This is a genomic window from Photobacterium rosenbergii (assembly GCF_003026455.1).
Taxonomy (GTDB): domain Bacteria; phylum Pseudomonadota; class Gammaproteobacteria; order Enterobacterales; family Vibrionaceae; genus Photobacterium; species Photobacterium rosenbergii.
This window is the reverse complement of sequence record NZ_PYMB01000009.1, coordinates 21,561-41,085: the sequence shown is the minus strand read 5'-3', so window position 1 is coordinate 41,085 and position 19,525 is coordinate 21,561. Positions and strand designations below refer to the sequence as shown.

The 19,525-nt window shown below is 47.4% G+C and carries 14 protein-coding genes; 6 read left to right on the top strand and 8 right to left on the bottom strand.

The window, feature by feature from the left end:
- Window positions 1–6 precede the first annotated feature (6 nt).
- From putA to C9J01_RS17500, 3 genes are all read right to left on the bottom strand, one after another.
- Window positions 7–3,141: a bifunctional proline dehydrogenase/L-glutamate gamma-semialdehyde dehydrogenase PutA gene (putA, locus tag C9J01_RS17510; RefSeq protein ID WP_107299432.1), complete on the bottom strand. Its 3,135-nt coding sequence runs from the start codon at window positions 3,139–3,141 to the stop codon at window positions 7–9.
- A gap of 503 nt (window positions 3,142–3,644) precedes the next feature.
- Window positions 3,645–4,436, bottom strand: coding sequence for an AraC family transcriptional regulator (locus C9J01_RS17505; protein ID WP_107299431.1), 792 nt, complete (start codon window positions 4,434–4,436; stop codon window positions 3,645–3,647).
- Between the two features lie 212 nt (window positions 4,437–4,648).
- The gene (locus C9J01_RS17500; RefSeq protein WP_107299430.1) at window positions 4,649–4,930 is read right to left on the bottom strand and encodes a hypothetical protein; all 282 of its coding nucleotides are present in this window, start codon (window positions 4,928–4,930) and stop codon (window positions 4,649–4,651) included.
- Window positions 4,931–4,989: 59 nt separating this feature from the next.
- On the opposite strand from C9J01_RS17500, the gene C9J01_RS17495 reads away from it, so the two are divergent.
- The 3 genes from C9J01_RS17495 to C9J01_RS17480 all read left to right on the top strand — a co-directional run bounded on the left by C9J01_RS17495 (window position 4,990) and on the right by C9J01_RS17480 (window position 7,749).
- On the top strand, window positions 4,990–5,949 hold the full coding sequence (locus tag C9J01_RS17495) for an AEC family transporter (protein ID WP_107299429.1): 960 nt from the start codon (window positions 4,990–4,992) through the stop codon (window positions 5,947–5,949).
- Window positions 5,950–6,709: 760 nt separating this feature from the next.
- Complete coding sequence (locus C9J01_RS17485) at window positions 6,710–7,420, top strand: helix-turn-helix transcriptional regulator (RefSeq protein WP_107299427.1); 711 nt, start codon at window positions 6,710–6,712, stop codon at window positions 7,418–7,420.
- A 155-nt stretch (window positions 7,421–7,575) separates the two neighbouring features.
- Window positions 7,576–7,749: an addiction module component gene (locus C9J01_RS17480; RefSeq protein ID WP_107299426.1), complete on the top strand. Its 174-nt coding sequence runs from the start codon at window positions 7,576–7,578 to the stop codon at window positions 7,747–7,749.
- Between the two features lie 68 nt (window positions 7,750–7,817).
- Here the strand turns inward: C9J01_RS17480 and pdxH are convergent, their stop codons facing one another.
- Complete coding sequence (gene pdxH, locus C9J01_RS17475) at window positions 7,818–8,462, bottom strand: pyridoxamine 5'-phosphate oxidase (RefSeq protein WP_107299425.1); 645 nt, start codon at window positions 8,460–8,462, stop codon at window positions 7,818–7,820.
- 176 nt (window positions 8,463–8,638) lie between these two features.
- Here pdxH and C9J01_RS17470 point away from each other — a divergent pair, with 176 nt between their 5' ends.
- The 3 genes from C9J01_RS17470 (at window position 8,639) to C9J01_RS17460 (ending at window position 13,947) form a co-directional block, all read left to right on the top strand.
- Window positions 8,639–10,471: a sensor histidine kinase gene (locus tag C9J01_RS17470; protein WP_107299424.1), complete on the top strand. Its 1,833-nt coding sequence runs from the start codon at window positions 8,639–8,641 to the stop codon at window positions 10,469–10,471.
- A complete protein-coding gene (locus C9J01_RS17465) occupies window positions 10,468–11,742 on the top strand; it encodes a sigma-54-dependent transcriptional regulator (RefSeq protein ID WP_107299423.1) in 1,275 nt (424 codons plus the stop codon). Before C9J01_RS17470 ends, C9J01_RS17465 begins: the two co-directional genes overlap by 4 nt.
- Before the next feature lie 219 nt (window positions 11,743–11,961).
- Window positions 11,962–13,947: an EAL domain-containing protein gene (locus C9J01_RS17460; RefSeq protein ID WP_107299422.1), complete on the top strand. Its 1,986-nt coding sequence runs from the start codon at window positions 11,962–11,964 to the stop codon at window positions 13,945–13,947.
- A 91-nt stretch (window positions 13,948–14,038) separates the two neighbouring features.
- On the opposite strand, the gene C9J01_RS17455 is transcribed toward C9J01_RS17460, so the two are convergent.
- The 4 genes from C9J01_RS17455 to C9J01_RS17440 form a co-directional block, all read right to left on the bottom strand.
- On the bottom strand, window positions 14,039–15,691 hold the full coding sequence (locus C9J01_RS17455; RefSeq protein WP_107299421.1) for a DUF342 domain-containing protein: 1,653 nt from the start codon (window positions 15,689–15,691) through the stop codon (window positions 14,039–14,041).
- A 175-nt stretch (window positions 15,692–15,866) separates the two neighbouring features.
- Window positions 15,867–16,271 carry a PIN domain-containing protein gene (locus tag C9J01_RS17450; protein WP_107299420.1) on the bottom strand — a complete coding sequence of 135 codons (405 nt, stop codon included), beginning with the start codon at window positions 16,269–16,271 and terminating at the stop codon, window positions 15,867–15,869.
- 244 nt (window positions 16,272–16,515) lie between these two features.
- On the bottom strand, window positions 16,516–17,259 hold the full coding sequence (locus tag C9J01_RS17445; RefSeq protein ID WP_107299419.1) for a phosphatase: 744 nt from the start codon (window positions 17,257–17,259) through the stop codon (window positions 16,516–16,518).
- Window positions 17,259–19,385: a tRNA(Met) cytidine acetyltransferase TmcA gene (locus tag C9J01_RS17440; protein ID WP_107299418.1), complete on the bottom strand. Its 2,127-nt coding sequence runs from the start codon at window positions 19,383–19,385 to the stop codon at window positions 17,259–17,261. Before C9J01_RS17440 ends, C9J01_RS17445 begins: the two co-directional genes overlap by 1 nt.
- Window positions 19,386–19,525 lie beyond the last annotated feature (140 nt).

The following is a 19,525-nucleotide window of genomic DNA, read 5'->3' as shown; positions in this document are numbered from 1 at the left end:
CGGCCATTAGGCTTCAACACAGTCTTGGGTAAAGCGGTATAGGTAGTGCGGGCCACCGGCTTTCGGGCCAGTGCCTGATAGTCCCTGACCACCAAATGGCTGGACACCCACTACCGCACCAACCTGATCACGGTTGATGTAGCAGTTACCGACACGGGCACGGCGCTCGATATGGCTATAGGTACGCTCGTTTCGGCTATGTACGCCCATTGTCAGTCCAAAACCGGTCTGGTTGATTTGGTCGATGACCTGATCCAGCTCGTTCGCTTTGAAACGGACGATATGGAGGATCGGGCCGAAGTTTTCATTTTTTAGAACATCAATAGATGGAATTTCAAACGCTGACGGTGGCACAAAGTCACCATGCTGGCAGCTCTGAGGAATAGTGGCCTGCGCCACCAGCTTGGCTTGGTTTTTCAGTGACTGGATATGGGTCAGCAGCTTGTCGCGGGCCGTTGCATCAATCACCGGGCCAACATCAGTGCTGTGAAGCTCAGGACGGCCGACAGACAGTTCTGCCATCGCCCCTTTAATCAGGCCAATCACCCTGTCAGCAATATCTTGTTGGATAAACAGCACGCGCAAAGCAGAACAACGCTGGCCTGCCGAAGCAAAGGCTGAACGCACTACATCACGTACCACCTGCTCTGGCAGGGCAGTACTGTCTACCAACATGGCATTCTGGCCACCGGTTTCAGCAATAAATGGCACAGGCTCACAGTCACGAGCAGCAAGGCTGCGGTTAATACGTTGGGCCGTTTCGGTTGAGCCGGTAAATGCCACCCCGGCAATACGCGGATCAGATGTCAGTGGTGCACCCACTTCAGCACCGGTCCCCGGCAGCAGCTGGATAGCACCAGCAGGAACGCCAGCTTCAAGCATCAGTTCAATGGCACGGAAAGCAATCAGCGATGTTTGCTCGGCAGGTTTTGCGACGACGGTATTACCCGCAACTAGCGCGGCAGAAACCTGACCAAGGAAGATCGCCAATGGGAAGTTCCATGGGCTGATACAGGCAAAGACACCACGACCTTGGTAGCTCAACTGGCGGGTCGTCCCGTCAAAGCCCATTACAGGCTTGGGCTGGGAAAACTCCTCGGCGGCCTGGTTGGCATAGAAACGGCAGAAGTCCACCGCCTCACGAATTTCATCGATACCATCTTGGATGGTTTTACCCGCCTCACGGTGGCAAAGGGCAACGAGCTCACCGGTATTTTCTTCGAGCAAGTCAGCCAAGCGTTGCAGGCAAGCTGCACGCTCTGCGGCAGGCAGGGCTGACCACTGCGGGTAGGTCTCCGCCGCAATGGAAATCGCTTCATTGACTTGGGCTGCATTGGCAAATGCCACGTTACCCACACTTTCGCGACGATCATAAGGCGCAGTGACGGCAAAAACCCTTTCACCGGCCTGCAAGGCAACCCCATTGATGATAGGGCCAGCCTGCCACTGATGGTTGGCAAATGCCTGGACAGATTCACTGAATGGCTGCCATTGCGAAGCAATCTCGATATTTACACCCGCAGAGTTCTTACGCTCTTCACCGAAAATTTGCGGCGGTAGCGGGATCAAGCTGTTGTGCAAGGTCGGGCGGGATTTAAGGGTATCAACCGGGTGCTGGATCAGGCTTTCCACTGGACAGTTGGCATCGACCAAGCGGTGGACAAACGAGCTGTTGGCACCGTTTTCCAACAAACGGCGAACCAAGTACGGCAGCAAATCTTTATGGCTACCGACCGGCGCATAGATCCTTACATTGGTCTGGTGCATCTCCATCACATGGTTGTAGAGCGCATCCCCCATACCATGCAGGCGCTGGAACTCGAAATTACGGTGTGATTGTGCCATCGCCATAATTGCCGACACGGTGTGGGCATTGTGGCTGGCAAACTGCGGGTAGATAAGGCCGTTGAGGTGAGACGCCAATAAGAAACGGGCACACGCCAAGTATGACGCATCGGTGGCTTCTTTGCGGGTAAACACCGGATAAGCGCTATAACCGCTCTGCTGTGACAGTTTCAATTCGCTGTCCCAATAAGCCCCTTTTACCAAGCGCAACGGGATCACATCCCCTTGCTCCTTGGCCAATGCAGCCAACCATGCCAGTACCGGCAAAGCACGCTTCGAGTATGCCTGTACCACTAGGCCAAAGCGACCCCAGCCTTTTACCTCTTCCGAGCGGTAAAGCTTTTCGAATAACTTTAGCGACAGTTCAAGGCGATCGGCTTCTTCGGCATCAATGGTGATACCAACATTGAGTTCGCGGGCACGCTTCAATAGCGAAAGGACCGACTGGTACATTTCTTCCAGTACACGGGCTTCGTTCGCCACATCATAGCGAGGATGCAGGGCAGAAAGCTTAATAGAGACTGTTGGGTCCGGCGAGCGGGTATTGCTACCTTGTTCGCTGGCATAGCTGTCACGGCCTACCGCCTCAACAGCCATTACGTAATCTTTGAAATATTTTTGTGCATCCTGGGCAGTCAGTGCCGCTTCGCCCAGCATGTCGAAAGAATAGGTAAAGCCTTGGTCGCGTTTGCCTTTACCGTTCTTCATCGCCTCGGCAATGGTACGGCCTAGTACAAATTGGTGGCCCATGATTTTCATGGCCTGGTTCATGGCCTGGCGGATCACCGGCTCGGACATCTTGTTAACCAAGCGGTTGATGACATGGCTAGGCGCGCCATCTTCCTTGGCATCAAGGCTGACCACTTTACCAGTCAGCATCAGCCCCCAGGTGGAAGCATTGACGAATAATGAATCGGAGTTTTTCAGGTGGGACTTCCAATCCGCCACACTGAGCTTGTCACGGATCAGGGCATCGGCTGTCGCCGCGTCTGGGATACGCATCAGCGCTTCTGCCAGACACATCAGCAAGATCCCTTCTTTGGTGTCCAGGCTGTATTCAAGCAACAGGGCATCAATCATCTGAATTGCATTCTGATCAGCCCTAACCCGCTCAATCAAGCTAGTGGCTTGTTCTGATGTGAACTGCCTCTCTTGCTCTGTTGGCTCGGCCAACGGCATCAACTGCGCTAGCCATTGTGATTCATCCACGCTGTAAAGGGGTGAAATCTGTGACCAGAGCTCATCCAGTGGACGCCCAATAAAACTAGGCTGAAGTACTTCTGCCGCATTGAACATAGTGATTCCCTCAATAGTATACCGGATCAGGCAAACAGCATTTTCCATTACTTGCTGCCCCCTACCCAAGAAAAATGTTACATCAGTGTTACCATTGAGGGGATTTTATTTTCCGCCACTCCGATAGTCTTGCTATATTCTCCGATACTTTTTAGAAAAAGTCCGGCCTTTAACAAAAATTGACAGGGATTTTTTAGAAAACGTGAATTTTTCCGTAACCAGCAGCCAAATTTTGCTGAAGAAACACACAACGTCGGAACAATGATCAAGAGAAAGTGGAAACATGATCAAGAGTGATCCACAGGGAAATATGCACACTACATCTAATAAATATGTAAAAAAGAAGCGGGATTGATGTTGTTTGCTACATACAGGCAACAAACCCAGTCGCTGCAAAGTAACGCGATAACGACTTTGTTAACTGGGCAAAATGAAGCAAGGTAGAAAGAAACAGGGAGTTAAGAAAAAGAGGGTAACTAAAATAATAGGGAAGCCTGACTCTACTAGCCAGATGGGTTTTCACGGCGATAGCGTGCCGGGGGCTTGCCAAATAACCGGGTGAAGGCCTGGGTAAAACTACTCTGGCTAGCAAATCCAGTACTTTGTGCCACCTGGGCAACACTCAGTTGGGACTCCTCAATCAGATCCCGGGCGAGCTCCAGTCGCTTCTTCAGCACATATTGGTGGGGCGTTACGCCGGTTTGCTCTTTGAACAAGAAATGGAATTGACTCTCGCCCAAAAAAACCAGTCCCGCCAATTGGGCAACCGATATTTTCCTGGTCAGGTGCTGGAGAATGTACTGATCAATCACATCCATATTCAGCCGGTATGACTGGCGATCGTCTTTAAGCGGTTTAAAATGGCGGTGCAGCACACACATCAGGGTATCGGTACAAGCTCTGCTAAGCAGCAGGTCATCAGGATGGGCAGCCATCTCAGCGGTCAGAGCCTGAATGAGGTTCTGGGCCTGTCTGTCAAGATGAAAATAGCCAGATTGATCAAACAAACGGGCGATATGATCCTGAGTGTAACTAGCCTGATACTGATCAGAGGCGACATTGAGCACCAAAATTTCATTATTGCCAATACCAGAAAAGGCATGTTCCGAGTCCGCCGTAACCAAACAGCCCTGGCCGGGGCAAACTAGGTTTCCCGCCCCTTCAATATCAAACTCAGTCTGACCAGATAGCCCAATAACCACCTGATTATAGCCGTGATTGTGGTGATCCATCTGCTCTGGCAGTTTAACAATTTCTGAAGGTTTGAATATTGACGAGTTTAGCTTTTCTTTCATGCTAAATAACCGAGGATATAACGGTGATTCTTGGAGCGATAGTATCATACTTCCTCACATAGCTATACTTCGGAACAATGATCAAGTGAGTAGTTTTTACGGCCAGTGTCATTCTGACCTTATTTTGCTGATTTTAGAACCAGTTAATTGCAAACACCAATAGCAAAGCAACGGCGACCTAACCAAAGTAATGTGAATTAATAGACTACTTTTCAATCATTTAAGTCGATATACGCTGTTTGAGTTTTTATCAACTGCCCGCTTGCTGAAACTTTACGCAACCGGAAATGACAAGCAACTTGATCATTGTTCTGGGCTAAATCACTTTGATCATGATCTGGCTTGATCATCGTTCCAGTCGGAAAGACATCACCCGTTAAACCACTTCCCTTGATCATCGTTCCATCTAGTTTCAGTATGTTGCCACTATATCGAGCGCATCTTCGCCACTGCTGGCCATTAAGAAACAGATCGATACAATGATCCTTGATCATGTTTCCTCCCTAGGTGCTATTTGTGTTACAAATAGCATTCTTAATAGGGATAGGCGACCATGACAGAACTGCTTGCACAATTACATTATTCATTTTCTATTACCGGCCCCATCTTCCTAATGCTTGGCCTCGGGATTTATCTCAAGCGTATTGGCATGTTGACGGAAGACTTTATCGAAACCGGCTCCAAACTGGTTTTCAACCTCACTTTGCCCGCAATGCTGTTTTTGAGTGTTGCCCGCTCCAATATCTCAGAAATTGGTAACCCTGATTTGTTGTTGTTTGCACTCGCGGCCAATATCCTGACTTATATCTTGTTCGAGTTACTGGCCAACAAGGCAATAAAACAGAAAAAAGATCGTGGGGTTGTTGTCCAAGGGGCTTTCCGTGCCAACACCGGCATCATTGGTTTGGCCTATGCCAGTAACGCGTTTGGTGATACCGGCCTGGCATTGGGTTCACTCTACGTCGCCGTGATTACTGTTGCCTACAATATCCTTGCGGTTATCACCCTGTCGCGTTCAAACCCAAACCTACCTAGCCTCAATGCGAGTTTCCTCCTTCGCTCGATTATTAAAAACCCGCTGATCATCAGTATTCTCTGCGCGCTGCCTTTTTCTGTTTTTACCATCCCGTTACCAGAGATCATTACCAAATCTGGCGGCTACTTTGCAGGGATGACGCTGCCGTTGGCACTGCTTTGCACAGGGGCAAGTTTGGACTTTAACCAATTGCGCCAAGAACCAACCAATACGCAGTTTGCCAGCGTCGGTAAATTGATCATTGCCCCATTGCTTATCACCCTTGCTGGAATTGGGCTTGGTTTCAGGGATTTAGAATTGGGCCTTATTTTCCTAATGAGTGCAGCGCCGACGGCCGCCGCCAGTTATGTCATGGCAAGGAATATGGGAGGCAACGCCTATCTGGCAGCCAATATAATCGCAGTCACGACACTCGGTTCCATATTCTCCAGTAGCTTAGGTATCACCTTGTTAAGGACATTTAATTTCGTGAATTAAACACTCATTGTGGTTTGGCATTAATAACCCTTACCAAATAAAGGGATATAAAAAGCTCAACATAACGACCAAAGTCTCAGGGATTTTGGTCGTTTTTTTATTTGTGAAATAAGTTATGTGTGAAAATAACTGCACTTGGGAAATAAAATTGTAGTGCTGTGAGGTGAAAATTAGATATATAAAAGCAGAGGATTGCAGATGTATGCATATCTGGACAACACGCTTCCAGCTTATCATCTCCGTAGTTTGCAACAGAGCTATAAAGGCTGGTTTCACCATAAAAAAACTATGCAAAATATCTGAATAAGCTCTCTTTTTCTCTTTATCAGTCTCATTCATCCTCGCTAGGGTATAATCTTCGATTTACACTAAGCACTTGTATGCTTTGGTTTTCATAACACGCCACAGATGCTCTTAACCACATTGTCAATTTGATGTCAATAGGTGATTTCCCCCCTTACTCCCCCTAGACACTATTGTTATAGTACTTTCCGTAGACAGGGGACGGTGTTCACCGCTTTCTGTTTACAGTATCCAACTTTGGATACATGCCAAGCGGGTTTACTTTGGTATACACCCTCATACCAAAGAATATGAATCTGATTGGATACCTCTTCTACACGTCGTACAGGATTGTGCTCTTCGGAGTCAAACTTTACAATTGTGCCCAAAAACCCGTCACTCAGATATTGTAACCTCTGCCCATTCAATTAAACTTCATGATTGCAACTGCTCTATTCTATTAACTCAGGCACACGTAGTGAAAAATAAAGTAGAACCCTCTTTACTACATATATTTAATCAACTCCCAGGATGTTGGGGATGTAAAGATAAGGATTCAGTCTTCGTTTATGCTAATTCCGAGTACGGGAACATCATTGGTGTTGATCACCATCTAGATTGTATTGGCCGTACCGATTTCGATATGCCAAGCCCTACTGTTGAATGTGCAGAAGCTTTTAGAGAACAAGATAATCTTGTCGTATCCTCCGGAAAAAGAATGCGGGTATTAGATATTCACCCCTATTCGGACGGAAGTTGGCGTGCACACTTATTCACTAAAACGCCGTGGAAAAATGAAGAAAACGAAATAGTCGGGACCATCTTTTCAGGTGTCGAACTCAAAGATACTGCAGTACTAGAAGTCGGCCACTGGATATGCCGTGCTGCCGGTATCGACCCGAAAGAGCAAGCCTCTTTCAACCTAGATCTCAACCACAATGCCATCAACCTCAATACCCGCGAATCAGAAGTCCTGTTCCTTCTGCTCTACGGCAAGAAACCCCAGTACATCGCAAAAGTGCTCGGGGTATCGGTCAAAACGGTTGAGAATTATGTCATTCGCCTGCGTGAAAAATTTAACGCACGCTCCAAAAATGAATTGATTGATATTGCACTCGATCTCGGCTTTGGCTCGCATATCCCTGAAAGTATGTTGAAACGCCAGCTATCAGTGATTTTGAAAGAGTAACAGTACGCGGCTAACCCCAAAACACGCAGACTAAGTTTACTTTTTTGCAATCCAAAGCCTGTTTCCAGATCAATTTTTGTACTGGGCCGATTTTCTATAATTCGCCCAGTTCTTAAATTAAACGGCCGAAGAGCCAACTATCAGCTGGAAATACCATGAAGCAATTTACAATTACCTACGTTGTCCATCCTCATTTCAACATCCCTTGCAAATACCAGATCCAAGCGGTGAATGAGATCGAATCTATTGCCAGTGCTGAAAAGGCATTGAAAGTCCGCCACCCAGAAGGCGTCAGCATTGTCACCAGCCAACAGCAATTGGCAGCATAAAAAAAGAGCAGCGATGGCTGCTCTTTTTTGATTTGTGCCCCATACAAGAGCGTGGCAGGTACCATGAATTATGGTGCCAGTCGTTCAATATCCCACGACTGAGTGTTCTCTTCGCTTCGGGTGTACAAGAACCTGTCATGTAAGCGGTTTGCCCCACCCTGCCAAAACTCAATCGAGTTAATTTTAACCCGGTAGCCGCCCCAAAATGTCGGGACCGGCACGTCACCTTTGGCAAATTTCTCTTTGAGCTCAAAGAATTTGCTTTCCAACGCCTGCCTTGCCGAAATACGTGAGCTTTGCTTGCTAGCCCAAGCCGCAATCTGGCTCTCTTTCGGACGCGACGAGAAATATTTTAGGACTTCCATTTTGGAGAGCTTTTCAGCCGTACCCGTAATATGAACTTGACGCTCAAGTGGATGCCAAGGGAAATGTAGGCTGATCTTACTGTTGTCAGCCAATTGCGAAGCTTTACGGCTACCAAGGTTGGTATAGAAGACAAACCCGTCTTTATCAAAGTGCTTCAATAACACAATACGCTGATAAGGCTGACCGTGTTCGTCAACCGTCGCCACAGTCATCGCTGTAGGATCAGTGAGTTTTGCCTCTATCGCCTGTTCCAGCCAGGTATTGAATAGTTGTTCCGGTTGCTCCGGCAGATCATGACGGCGCAACCCACCCTGTGTATAGTCACGACGAATATCAGACAATTCCATTGTTATCTCCGCTGATTCTTTAGATGTCTCTAATAACGCTGAAATTGTGCGCTTAGTCTTGTTGAAACACAAGTAAATTGCCCAAAAGCCTTTTTGACCTACCACTATGCAACCAAGCTCGACGTTTCCACAGGTTTAATTTGCTACATTGGCTTAAAAAAGGCCTTCACCTTCATATGTCGAGCAAAAAACAATTCTTTTATTTCGCCCTGCTGGTTGGCAGTGTTGGCGCCATGCTTATCGGCTGGCTTACTTTCTCACAAGTCCAGCAACACCTCAGCGAGAAAATTACCTCTGATGTTGCCCAACTGGGTAACAAAATAGACAACCAGCTTGAACGCTACAGCCAATTGCCCGAAGTGCTTGCGAGTGATCCCCGCCTGCTTTCTCCACTTCTCGACGCCATGAGTAACCATAAAACGGCACCCATGGATAGCCAGTACCAGTCTGTCAGCCAATTACTCGCCCAATGGAACCAAACCCTCGGTGCTGACACCCTGTACCTAATAGACATGGCCGGAACGACCCTAGCTTCAAGCAACTGGCAGCAAGCCGATTCATTTGTCGGACAAAACTTTAGCTACCGCCCCTATTTCCAACAGGCAGCCAGTGGACAAAACGGCCAGTATTTTGCCCTTGGTGCTCGGTCAGACAAACGCGGCTATTACTTCTCAGCCCCGGTAAAAAACGATCAGCGCATCATCGGTGTACTGACCATCAAGGTTGACCTGTCGCTGTTGGCCGATATCTGGCAATACGAAGATATCGAATATGCCATTACCGATGAGTTGGGCATTATCTTCTATAGCTCTGAGCCTGAGTGGCTTTATCACTCCCTGACCTTATTGAGCGAAGGCATTAGGCAACAAGTCAAACAATCACGACAATATGGCCAGGTCGATATTGCCGCGCTGACCGAAGCTACCAGTCTGGCGGCATTCAATCAGCAAGAGATCCAAGCTTTACGTCAGCTTCCTGAAACGCCAGCTAAAACGTATATCACAGCCCAGCACAATATGGATAAAGCCGGGTGGTATATCTATGGCTTAACTCCGCAAACCAAGGCCTTTGAATACATGGGTCAGGTGCTGCTGCTGTTTGTGCTGATCTACACCTTACTGTGCATTGCCGTCCATTCTTGGTGGCAAACTTACCGAGCAAGGATAGCATTGGCTAACCTCAATAGCCGCTTGGAAAAGCGGGTCAGTCAACGCACCCGTCGGCTGCAAGAAACCAACGAGCAACTCAAGATCACGCTAAACCAATACGAACACAGCCAAGCAGAGTTAAAACAGACTCAAGACGAATTGCTCCAGGCGGCAAAACTAGCGATGCTAGGGGAGCTATCAGCAAGCATCAACCATGAGATCAACCAACCGCTCGCTGCAATACGAACCTATGCCGAAAATGGCCGTAGGCTGCTGGAGAAACAACGCTATGACACTGTTGGCCGCAACCTTGATGAAATCATTCAACTCAATAAGTTGATCGCTGAGATTATTGCGCGGTTCAAAGTCTTTGCCCGCAAACAGAATTTACAGCAAACCACACAACGGGCGAACGCCGCCGACTCTATCCGCTCAGCGTTATCTTTAATGCGTAGCGCGCTGATCAAGCAAGGCGTAATACTGCGACTGGAGGATTTTCCCGAAGACATAGTCATCAACATCGATGCCATACAGTTTGAGCAGGTACTGGTCAACCTTATCCAGAACAGCCTGCAAGCACTCAAAGATCAGCCTGAACCACAAATTGGCATAACCCTCAACGCCGACGCAGGACAAGCGTTATGCTGTGTATGGGATAACGGTCCGGGTTTGAGCCCAGAACAAAAACAACAGGTTTTTGACCCGTTTTACACGACCAAAGAAGATGGTTTAGGCCTTGGCATGACCATCTCAAGACGCATTATCGATGCCTATCAAGGTGCGATCAGTGTCAAAGACCACCTAGGAGGTGGTGCCGAGTTTACTGTTTCCTTGCCATTAACTAGCGAGATCACCCCATGAATACCCAAGTCATGTTTATTGATGACGAGAAATCCATCCGCGATGCGCTGGGCCAGACCCTCGAACTCGAGGACTATGACGTCAGCCTTTTTGCCAGTGCCAAGCCCGCACTGGAGCAACTGACCAATCAGTTTGCCGGGGTGATCATCTCAGATATCAATATGCCAGGTATCGATGGCCTGACGTTCCTCAAGCAGGCTCTGGCCATGGATCCCGAGCTGTCAGTCATTATGCTGACCGGACACGGGGATATATCAATGGCCGTGGAAGCGATGCGGCTTGGCGCGTATGACTTTCTAGAAAAGCCGTTTTCAACCGAGCACCTGCTCGATGTAGTCAAGCGCGCCAGTGAAAAACGTGAACTCGTGATGGAAAATAGGGATCTGCGCCGAGAGCTTGAAGTCCAAAGCGGGCCGGGGCCACGGATATTGGGTAATGACCCATCAATCAAACAGCTGCGAAGGGTTTTAGCTCACCAGTCAAAAACGCACACGCCATTATTTGTCCATGGCCCAAGCGGTTGCGGCAAGGCCCTCGTCGCCCGTTTTGTCCATGACCATGGCTTGCAGCCACAACAACCTTTTCTGACGATTGATTGCAGCTCTGCAGGAGCAGAAGGGCTACTTAATGAGCTCATGGCCAAGCCTGAAACAACGTTTGCTACCCTTTACCTCAAGCATATCGATAACACACCATCACACCTTCAAACAGCATTACAGGCCTATATCGAAGCTCTGTGCATGGGCAATAGTATCCCGGTTCGGGTTATAGTCAGCGCTGATAACGATAGCCACCAACAATGCCAAGCGGGCTTCCTCCATAACCTCTACTTCAAACTGGGTTTCATTTCTCTTGATCTGCCCCCACTAAACCAGCGGCGAGAAGATATTTCCCTGCTATTTCATAACTTCCTACGAACAGATTGCAGCCGCTTTGGTATAGAGCCGCCCCATATCGACAACCAGCTTGAGCTATGGCTCAATGAGCAAAGTTGGAGCGGGAATGTTCGTGAGCTTAGGCAGTTTGCAGAGCGCTACGCCTTAATGGGGAGCAAAGCCATTACCCCCCAACACCATGATCCCAATCAGCAATCACTGACCGCAACACTGACAGAACGAGTCGCCGACTTCGAATGTAAAGTGCTACATGATGCCCTCAACCGACATCATGGCAGGCTCAAAGATGTCCAGCAAGAGCTTGGGCTTGCCCGCAAAACCCTGTACGACAAGATGAAGAAATACCACATCGACAAGAACGAATTTAAAGCCTAACCACACCGCAATGTCGCCATGAGTCAAACCAGACTGCAATCCATAGCGACATTGCAAATTTCTTCGAAGCATCTTCCGGAAATTTCATCTCTTCAATTTCAACAGAATGAGTTACTCATAAAGTTTGCTAACTTGTCAGCAGACAAAGCAAACATGACCTCCTCAGTCGCCTGAACGCTTCCTTTCACTTAATTATCTTCAAGCTTGCTGAGATACATTATGAATTTATTCCGCTATACCTATACTTGGATTGCCAGTTGCCTAACCGTGCTATTGGTATGCTCAATTGCGCTCCATGCTAACGGCATTAGGGCGACCTTGCTCGACCAATCAGAGCTTAAGCTACAATCGACTGCCACTTTCCTTGAACACCAGTTGATGCCAGCTGATCAAGCCGTCCTCGAGCCAAGTCGAGATTACGCAACGGTGCCAGACTACCAAGCAATATTGGCGCAACTTCAACTTATATCACCTTCGTTCGATATACAGTTGCATGTCTTGACAACAAATGAACGCTTCACTACTGCTGCACACGTCAGCCCGAAAGCAAACACATTGTTATCACTGTCCCCGCACATCATGAAGGCTATCTGGCCTTCACTGTCGCTTCAGCAAACACTACTCGAAGGGAGTAAACAAGCTATACGCTATACCGTTTCAATGCCTATCGAAACAATCAGCAATGGCTTCCTGCAACAATTATTACCCGGCATCTTGCTAGCCATTGCCCTGTATTTGACTTGCATAGTTGCCCTCTTTTTTGCTCTCAGGAGAAAGCTTTTCCCCCTAACCCAGTTAGCCCAGCAACCTGTATCACTCAAAGGACCTGTTCCCAATATTGAGCCAAGCAGTATCGAAGCCAAGGCGTGGTTAACCATGCAAAAACATTTCAAGACGCAACTGGCTGATATATTCCGGCAGCAAGCAGTCGAAGCGAACAAACTAAAAGCACAAGCTTACCAAGACAAAGTGTCGGGATTGGGCAACCGGCACTATTTCATCAACCAGCTTAATGCATGGCTTGATAACCCGCAGCAAGCTGGCCTCATTTTGCTTAAAACAACCTTGCTCGATGAAGTCTACCAACAACATGATTTTGAAAAAGGTGATAGCTTTACCCGTCAACTCGCTGACGAGTTCAACAGCAATATTGTCCATGTAAATGTTTATCTTGCCCGATTATCTTATGACGAGTTCGCAGTTTTACTACCAAATATTCCCACAGAAAAACTCAAGTATATTGCCGAGAGCATGCGCAATGTTCATCAACAGCTAGAGAAAGACTATCGTGGTGATATATCCGACAGCGTCTTTATCGGCCTGTTGGCTATCGAACAACCCACCAAAGCAAGCAGTGTCCTTGGCCAACTTGACAACATTCTGGCCCAGGCAACCCGTAACCCAGCAGAGCCTATATTGTTAGCAGCAAACCCGCACCAAGTCCCCAGCTTCGGCAAACAACAATGGAAGTCGTTACTGCTAGAAGCCATTGAACACGATACGATGGATTACAAATACCAACCCGTACTCAACGAACATCATCAGCAATACCACCTCGAGGTTTTCTCGTCGCTGAAAGCGAAGCAATCCAGTTACCAAGCGAACCAATTCTTAGGCGCTATCGAAGATGTCGGAGCCGGTGTACTTTTGGATAAACATGTCATAGCCCAGCACATCAATAAATTGAATGCAGACCCTAGCCGAGGCCCCTTTGCAATCAACCTCACCTCCAACAGTATCACTGATCCATCATTCAACCGTTGGCTTGAGCAAGCCCTGTCTCGCAATCAACACCTCGCTGAACGGTTGCATTTCGACATCCCTGAATCCTGTTTCATCCAAACACCGGATGCCTGTAGCTTGTTATGCTCTGCCATTCGCTTTTACAAATTTCACTATGGCGTAGATGGCTATGGTCGCTACTTCAAGTCGTTAGCTTATTTAGAGGAGTTTCGACCAGACTATGCAAAAGTCGATTTTTCATATACCCACCAATTAAATGATGAGCTAAAAAAGCAGTTGCTCTCATCTATCTGTCGTAGCGCACATAGCCTCAATATCATGACGATTGCCACCCGGGTAGAAACAGAAACGCAGCTCGATAGGTTATCAGACTTATTTGTGAGTGGTTTCCAAGGCTTTTATACAGAACAGAAACAAAGGGATAAACAAGCAGCTAAACGTTCCCTTACAGCAAGCCATTAGCATTTTGGTTAAGGAGACGGTTGGGGGAGATGAACGCTGGAAGGTGATTTACAGTGTAAATCAAATTTACACTGTAAATCAGCGCAACCCACTAAAGTGGGGAACACTGGAATGTCTGCTCTGAAATATGAAGTTTGGAAGGGCCGTGGTCTTGATCTATTACTAGTTTTTCTTTTTCAAGCTGACTCTGTACACCTGAATATAAACGATTAAAAGCAGTAATCGTGACCCGAGTTCGCAGCTCTTCATACTCATCACGGAGTTGCTGATAATCCGCTTCCAAGTACGTTATTTGTGATTTGTGCTGTTCAGCTGCATGCTGGATACGCTCGCTTAATTCCACTGGACGCTTATGTTCAGGCAGTTTGAGTAACTTAAGCTGTGCCTGCCTTATCTTTTCGACATTCTGAAGTTCTATTTGGTAATCTCGATGCTTGTCCTGCACTTGCTGCTGGAGGTATTCAAACTTGGTAAACGCATTAACCACGGTTGGGATACCCGCGAGGGCGCCGAGGTTTACGGTACGGATACTGTATCCCGCTTCAGTGATTCCCCCACTCAGCGTCCCCTGGCGCTTGAACTGATCCATCACAACAACTTCACCTTCGGCCCGGATCACACAGTGCATAACATGAAGCGTGAACTGTGCGTTCTGGCCACAAGAAATTTCAGCGAATTGGGCAAATTTACTGGTTACATTGCCTTTGGCTTCAACCTTACACGCTAGCTTGGCGTCATGTTGTTTGCGTCCTATTATCCCTTTGATAATAGAGATATCACCACCGGCTTTCAGCTCAGCCAATTCAACAAATCCAGCTACCGTGATATTACCAGTGGCAGAAACACGCATTCCCGGTGTTACATCACCGGTAATGAGTATGCTGCCATCGAAATGAATGTGTCCAGTAGCAACATTTACCCCTTTCAAGGTCAATGCTTCATCAACCTGCATTCCCCGGCCTTTACGGACTGGAATTCCTGACTGCTCAGCCAATAGAAGGTTAGGGTCTTGGTCACTTATCATCGTGCCTTCACCCGGTTGAAATTCACTGTCTTTACCAGGCTTGGACGGCAAAACTTTACCCTGGACAGTAAAACCTGGCACACCTTCTGTAGCTGGAATACGTTTCAGCAAGGGTTGGCCGACTTTAACCGTAACGAGCTCACCTAAATCAAGCATATCCACCTTGCCATCATCGCCAAGTTTAGGCTTGAGTATACGGTGACTGGCGTCTTCAACTAAGGGTTCAAAACGCGCGTCGCGTCCATGTTCAGGCAAGCGGCCAAAGGCAATGGGAAGGGTAAGCTTTTCACCAGGTGCCAGCTGTTGTGTTTGCTCAAGCAACTGATGAAGCTGGGTTTTACGGATGCCTTTCACAATGCGGTTTTGCTTGAGGGCTTCAAGAATATCAGCCCCCATAAGAGGGTTACCGCCAAAAGGTGCAATAACGGTGATAGAGGCGCGCATAAAATCGGGGTCTGCCTTAACCACTAAGCTTGCATCGCGCCTTTCAGCGATAACGATAGGGTCCATTGGTGCACTATCAACATCGAGTTGATGGTCAGGGGACGTTGTCGCTAGTGCTGAATCTATAGCTTTTTCGTAGAGATAAAATGCCCCAGCCCCAAGGCGATGAAGCTGTTCGAGTAACAATTCCCTCGTCGGAACCGATTCTTGGCTGGGGGTCGCCGCGAATAACACTGATTGTCCATCATCAGAGATACGCAGAAAAAGTTCTGCCATATCAACTCCTTTTAACTGCTATTAGCGAACACTGAACGTAATGTAGCTCCTCAATAGTACAGTAACGAAACCGTTACCAAGTATTTGTTAAGTCACAATTTTATCTGAAAAACATCTATAGCCTTATCATAAACAATAGATTGCATATTGGTTATTGCAAGTAATTGATGGCAGATCAGACTAGAGCAATTGCTTTAATCTGTTGTTCGCTGAGCCAGCTATCAGTGACAAAAATATAACTATGGTGCGAGGGGTGCTTCTTGTTTACCGAGATAGCATCTTTGCGCAGGAATCCCTCCAGCATACCTACCGGCTGTAGATAAAGCTGGTAACAAGCGGTAAGCGGTAATACTGCGGAAGATTCAATATAGATACACTGTCGGCTAAGGCGGTTAGCCGTCACCTTGATTCCTGCGTCATGGCTATCAATGGTTTCGCCGCTGCTCAGTAAGTGCCCATATAGCCGACCAGCGATCCCTCCTCGTCCAACAGAAAAGCATTTTTCAACGCAGGCATCGTTATAAAGGGAGGGATGAAACAATTCTTTTAGCGCAGGGGATAAATCTTTAACTAAACTCATGCTCTCTCCTTATTATTATTTTGAGACTGCCACTACGAGCAAACAGTTAGGAAAGTTGCTTCCCTAACAAGCCACAAATATTGCGGGGATTATATAACCGTAGTCAACAAGACAAACTAATTCAAATTTGGATCACATTAGACTCTTAGGTAGGATTTACAGTGTAAATTCCAACAATAAAAAAAGGCAGCCAACGCTGCCTTTCGTGAAATAACCAATACTGAAATTTACAGTGTAAATCAGCTTATCTTAATGGCTGAAATTCACTAATTGGTTCACGTCCTCGTTGATGCAAGAAATCCAAGAATCGTGAAGCACTTGTCGTGACAATACTCGACTCATCAACCTTGGTTTTCTCAAACAGCGCTAACGCAGAATCAAACTTACCCACATCATAAGCGAAGTGTGCATCAGAACCAGTGGTAAATTTCACGCCAACTTCTTTACCTATCTCGGCGATACGCTCACATCGAGGTTGGCTACCTACCCGGGACCCAGACAGAGAAGAGTTATTTATCTCGATCAAAACATTGGCATCGGCCGCTGCTGCAAGCACCTGTTCGAAATCAAAATCAAAATTGGGATTCCCTAAATGTCCCAGAGCATCGACACGGCCGGAGCGAATTACATTGAGCAAGGCTTGTGTATGTAATTCACGTGATGACGGCGTAAAAACGGGTTCGTGAAAACTAGCTAAAATCCAATCCAACTTTTCTTCAACTTTAGGCAAGATATCAATCTCACCATCTGTGTTCATGATATTTGCTTCGACACCACGTAAGATCCCCACGCCATGGAGAAAACGAGGTAACACCTTCTGATTGGCAAAGTGCCAAAAATGAGGAGCGCCGGGCATTGAAGAAGCATGGTCAGTCACACATAAAAGTTGCAGGCCTTTCTCTGCGGCAGCCGCAGCATTTTCCAATACCGTGCTATAAGCATGCCCACTTGAAACAGTGTGGCTATGGGTATCGACAACAAATTTCATTACTCGCTCCTTGCTAAAGAATGATTATGGATATCAGCACTGACAAGATCACGCAGTGCTTGCTCGGCTTGCTTACGGCCGGTGAAGTTGAATTGGCTAACTATATCGCCCCAAGATTTACGTTGGATGACCTTAGCAACGACTAAGTTAAATGATGAAAGCTGAGATAGATTCGTAGAGCTTGCTAATCGTTGCCAAACATACTGCTGCAAAACGGGTAGCACTAATTCATAACCCAACCCGCCGACGCCAAATAAATACAGCTGCTGTTCAACCCATTCATGAGGCAGTGATGTGGGAATGGGATGAAGAGAAGCAGAATCAAGCAAAAGGGGCAGAAGCTCTTCAGTTGGCATCTCTTTGAACGCTTCGCAGGCATTCACCATTAACCCTGCAGCAAATAATATCCTGGCTTGAGGAAACCACAGCTGACTACCATCACTAATAGGTAGTACACACAACAGTGAAGGATAACCGCTTGCAGCATCTTTCTGTAATCCAAGGCGAACAGGTTGGTAGCCGGCACGCTGCCAAAAAAGCAAAAGCTCTGGCACATAACCAAAACTGGTACCGATAAAATCATAACGGGATGATGCCCACCCACGAACAGAGGCCAATAGCTGTTGACCAATTCCTTGCTGTTGAAAATCTGGATGGACAGCAATACGAAGGATCCGGCCTGAACGTTGAATGGCCCCTTCAACAATACCGAGATGAGCTGCAAGTGATTGGGCAAGCAGGTGGCCACGAGGCCTACGTTTACCAAGCAACACTTGCTGCGCAAGCTCTTTACTAAAACCACCTTCATCAACAATTAAACAACAGCCAAGTACGTGTTCGCCATTGCGGCACAACCAAATGTGCAGGGCATCATCATCGAGCAAGTTCACTAAGTCCGCAGGCGAAGTCTGGTAATGGGCATTGACCAGCAAGCCAAAGAGTGAAGACAATAAAACCGGTGAACTTAGTAGCTGAGCTTTATCTAGATATTCATAACTTGCAGTAGCTGGATCAAGTCCGGTGGTTTCAATCTCCGCATCCAACAACAGCGCATTGAAAATCCATTTTTCCAACGGATCATTATCAGCCCAGCGGATGGCTTGCTTCATCTCAACGCCACGCCACTGCGGCATGACACTGTCCAGTTGCTGACGAAACTTAACCGCAAAACCGCGACCAGTCCCTTCGTAACCATGAACCGTGCTTGAAAAAACCAAACGATTAAAAGCTGCCAACAAAGATTGAAGTACCGGTGACGGGATAGCTGCAGCTTCATCGACAAACACGACATCAGCAGATGGAAGCTCAGTCAATAATGCGTCCGGTGCGATAAATTCGATACACCCTTGACCAACCTCAAGTCGTTTTTGCTGCGAAAAAACTAAACCAAACTGCTCGGCAACATGCTGGAAAACGGTTTGGCTAGCAAGGTAGGAAGGTGCCGTAACAACAATGTGGATATCGCGTTCGGCTAATAAACTGGCAGCAGCCAAACCAAGGGCTGCTGATTTTCCTCGCCCGCGATCTGCGGTTAACACTAATGGTCGTTTACGGTGCCCAGTAACAACTTTACGGATGGCCTCCACCGCACCAACCTGACAAGCCGTCAACGCGCCAAAAGGTAAAGGAACATCTTCTAATGGCGCTGATTCTGTTTCACTGACCATTGCTGCCAGCACACAATCGGCATCCGGTAATGGGGGTAAAGGTTGCTTGGCCTCCAACCAAACAACGCTATTGTGCTGCAAAAGATGATTAAGACGCTGACAGAAGTGAGAGTCTGTTTGCTCAAACCATTCATCTGGCAATAAGAGTAATAGAACCCCACCACCGACTACGGTACCAGACAAGGCACCTAAAGCTTGTGCATCAATACCGTGATGGCCGTTGATTGTGAGCATCTGGCATTCTCTGCCCAACCACAACTTGGCTTTTTTGAAGGGAATACTTTCGGAGCCATCAATCAATGGCTCACCACAGAAAAGTTTATCAGCGTAGTGCTGGCTGAAGGCTTCAACCACTTTTTCCGACCACGCTTTACCGCCCTTGGCGACTACAAGGTGTCGGATATTTTGCTGGGCCGCACGCTCGGCAAGCGTACGGCAAAAAAGAGAAAGTTGGGACATGCTATGACTCAATGGCAAACAACAATTTGATAATACCAATATGCCGATAGCGGTGCGAAAAAAAACCACGCCCTTAAGCGTGGTTTACAGTGAAATTATCAACTGACTTGGTGCTAACCTGCACGATTGAAGGCTACGGC

Excerpts from the sequence above, each read along its gene's own strand:
- putA (WP_107299432.1), bottom strand. The coding sequence starts at position 3,141 with ATGTTCAATGCGGCAGAAGTACTTCAGCCTAGTTTTATTGGGCGTCCA.
- C9J01_RS17505 (WP_107299431.1), bottom strand. The coding sequence starts at position 4,436 with ATGAAAGAAAAGCTAAACTCGTCAATATTCAAACCTTCAGAAATTGTT.
- C9J01_RS17500 (WP_107299430.1), bottom strand. The coding sequence starts at position 4,930 with ATGATCAAGGATCATTGTATCGATCTGTTTCTTAATGGCCAGCAGTGG.
- C9J01_RS17495 (WP_107299429.1), top strand. The coding sequence starts at position 4,990 with ATGACAGAACTGCTTGCACAATTACATTATTCATTTTCTATTACCGGC.
- C9J01_RS17480 (WP_107299426.1), top strand. The coding sequence starts at position 7,576 with ATGAAGCAATTTACAATTACCTACGTTGTCCATCCTCATTTCAACATC.
- pdxH (WP_107299425.1), bottom strand. The coding sequence starts at position 8,462 with ATGGAATTGTCTGATATTCGTCGTGACTATACACAGGGTGGGTTGCGC.
- C9J01_RS17470 (WP_107299424.1), top strand. The coding sequence starts at position 8,639 with ATGTCGAGCAAAAAACAATTCTTTTATTTCGCCCTGCTGGTTGGCAGT.
- C9J01_RS17465 (WP_107299423.1), top strand. The coding sequence starts at position 10,468 with ATGAATACCCAAGTCATGTTTATTGATGACGAGAAATCCATCCGCGAT.
- C9J01_RS17460 (WP_107299422.1), top strand. The coding sequence starts at position 11,962 with ATGAATTTATTCCGCTATACCTATACTTGGATTGCCAGTTGCCTAACC.
- C9J01_RS17455 (WP_107299421.1), bottom strand. The coding sequence starts at position 15,691 with ATGGCAGAACTTTTTCTGCGTATCTCTGATGATGGACAATCAGTGTTA.
- C9J01_RS17450 (WP_107299420.1), bottom strand. The coding sequence starts at position 16,271 with ATGAGTTTAGTTAAAGATTTATCCCCTGCGCTAAAAGAATTGTTTCAT.
- C9J01_RS17445 (WP_107299419.1), bottom strand. The coding sequence starts at position 17,259 with ATGAAATTTGTTGTCGATACCCATAGCCACACTGTTTCAAGTGGGCAT.
- C9J01_RS17440 (WP_107299418.1), bottom strand. The coding sequence starts at position 19,385 with ATGTCCCAACTTTCTCTTTTTTGCCGTACGCTTGCCGAGCGTGCGGCC.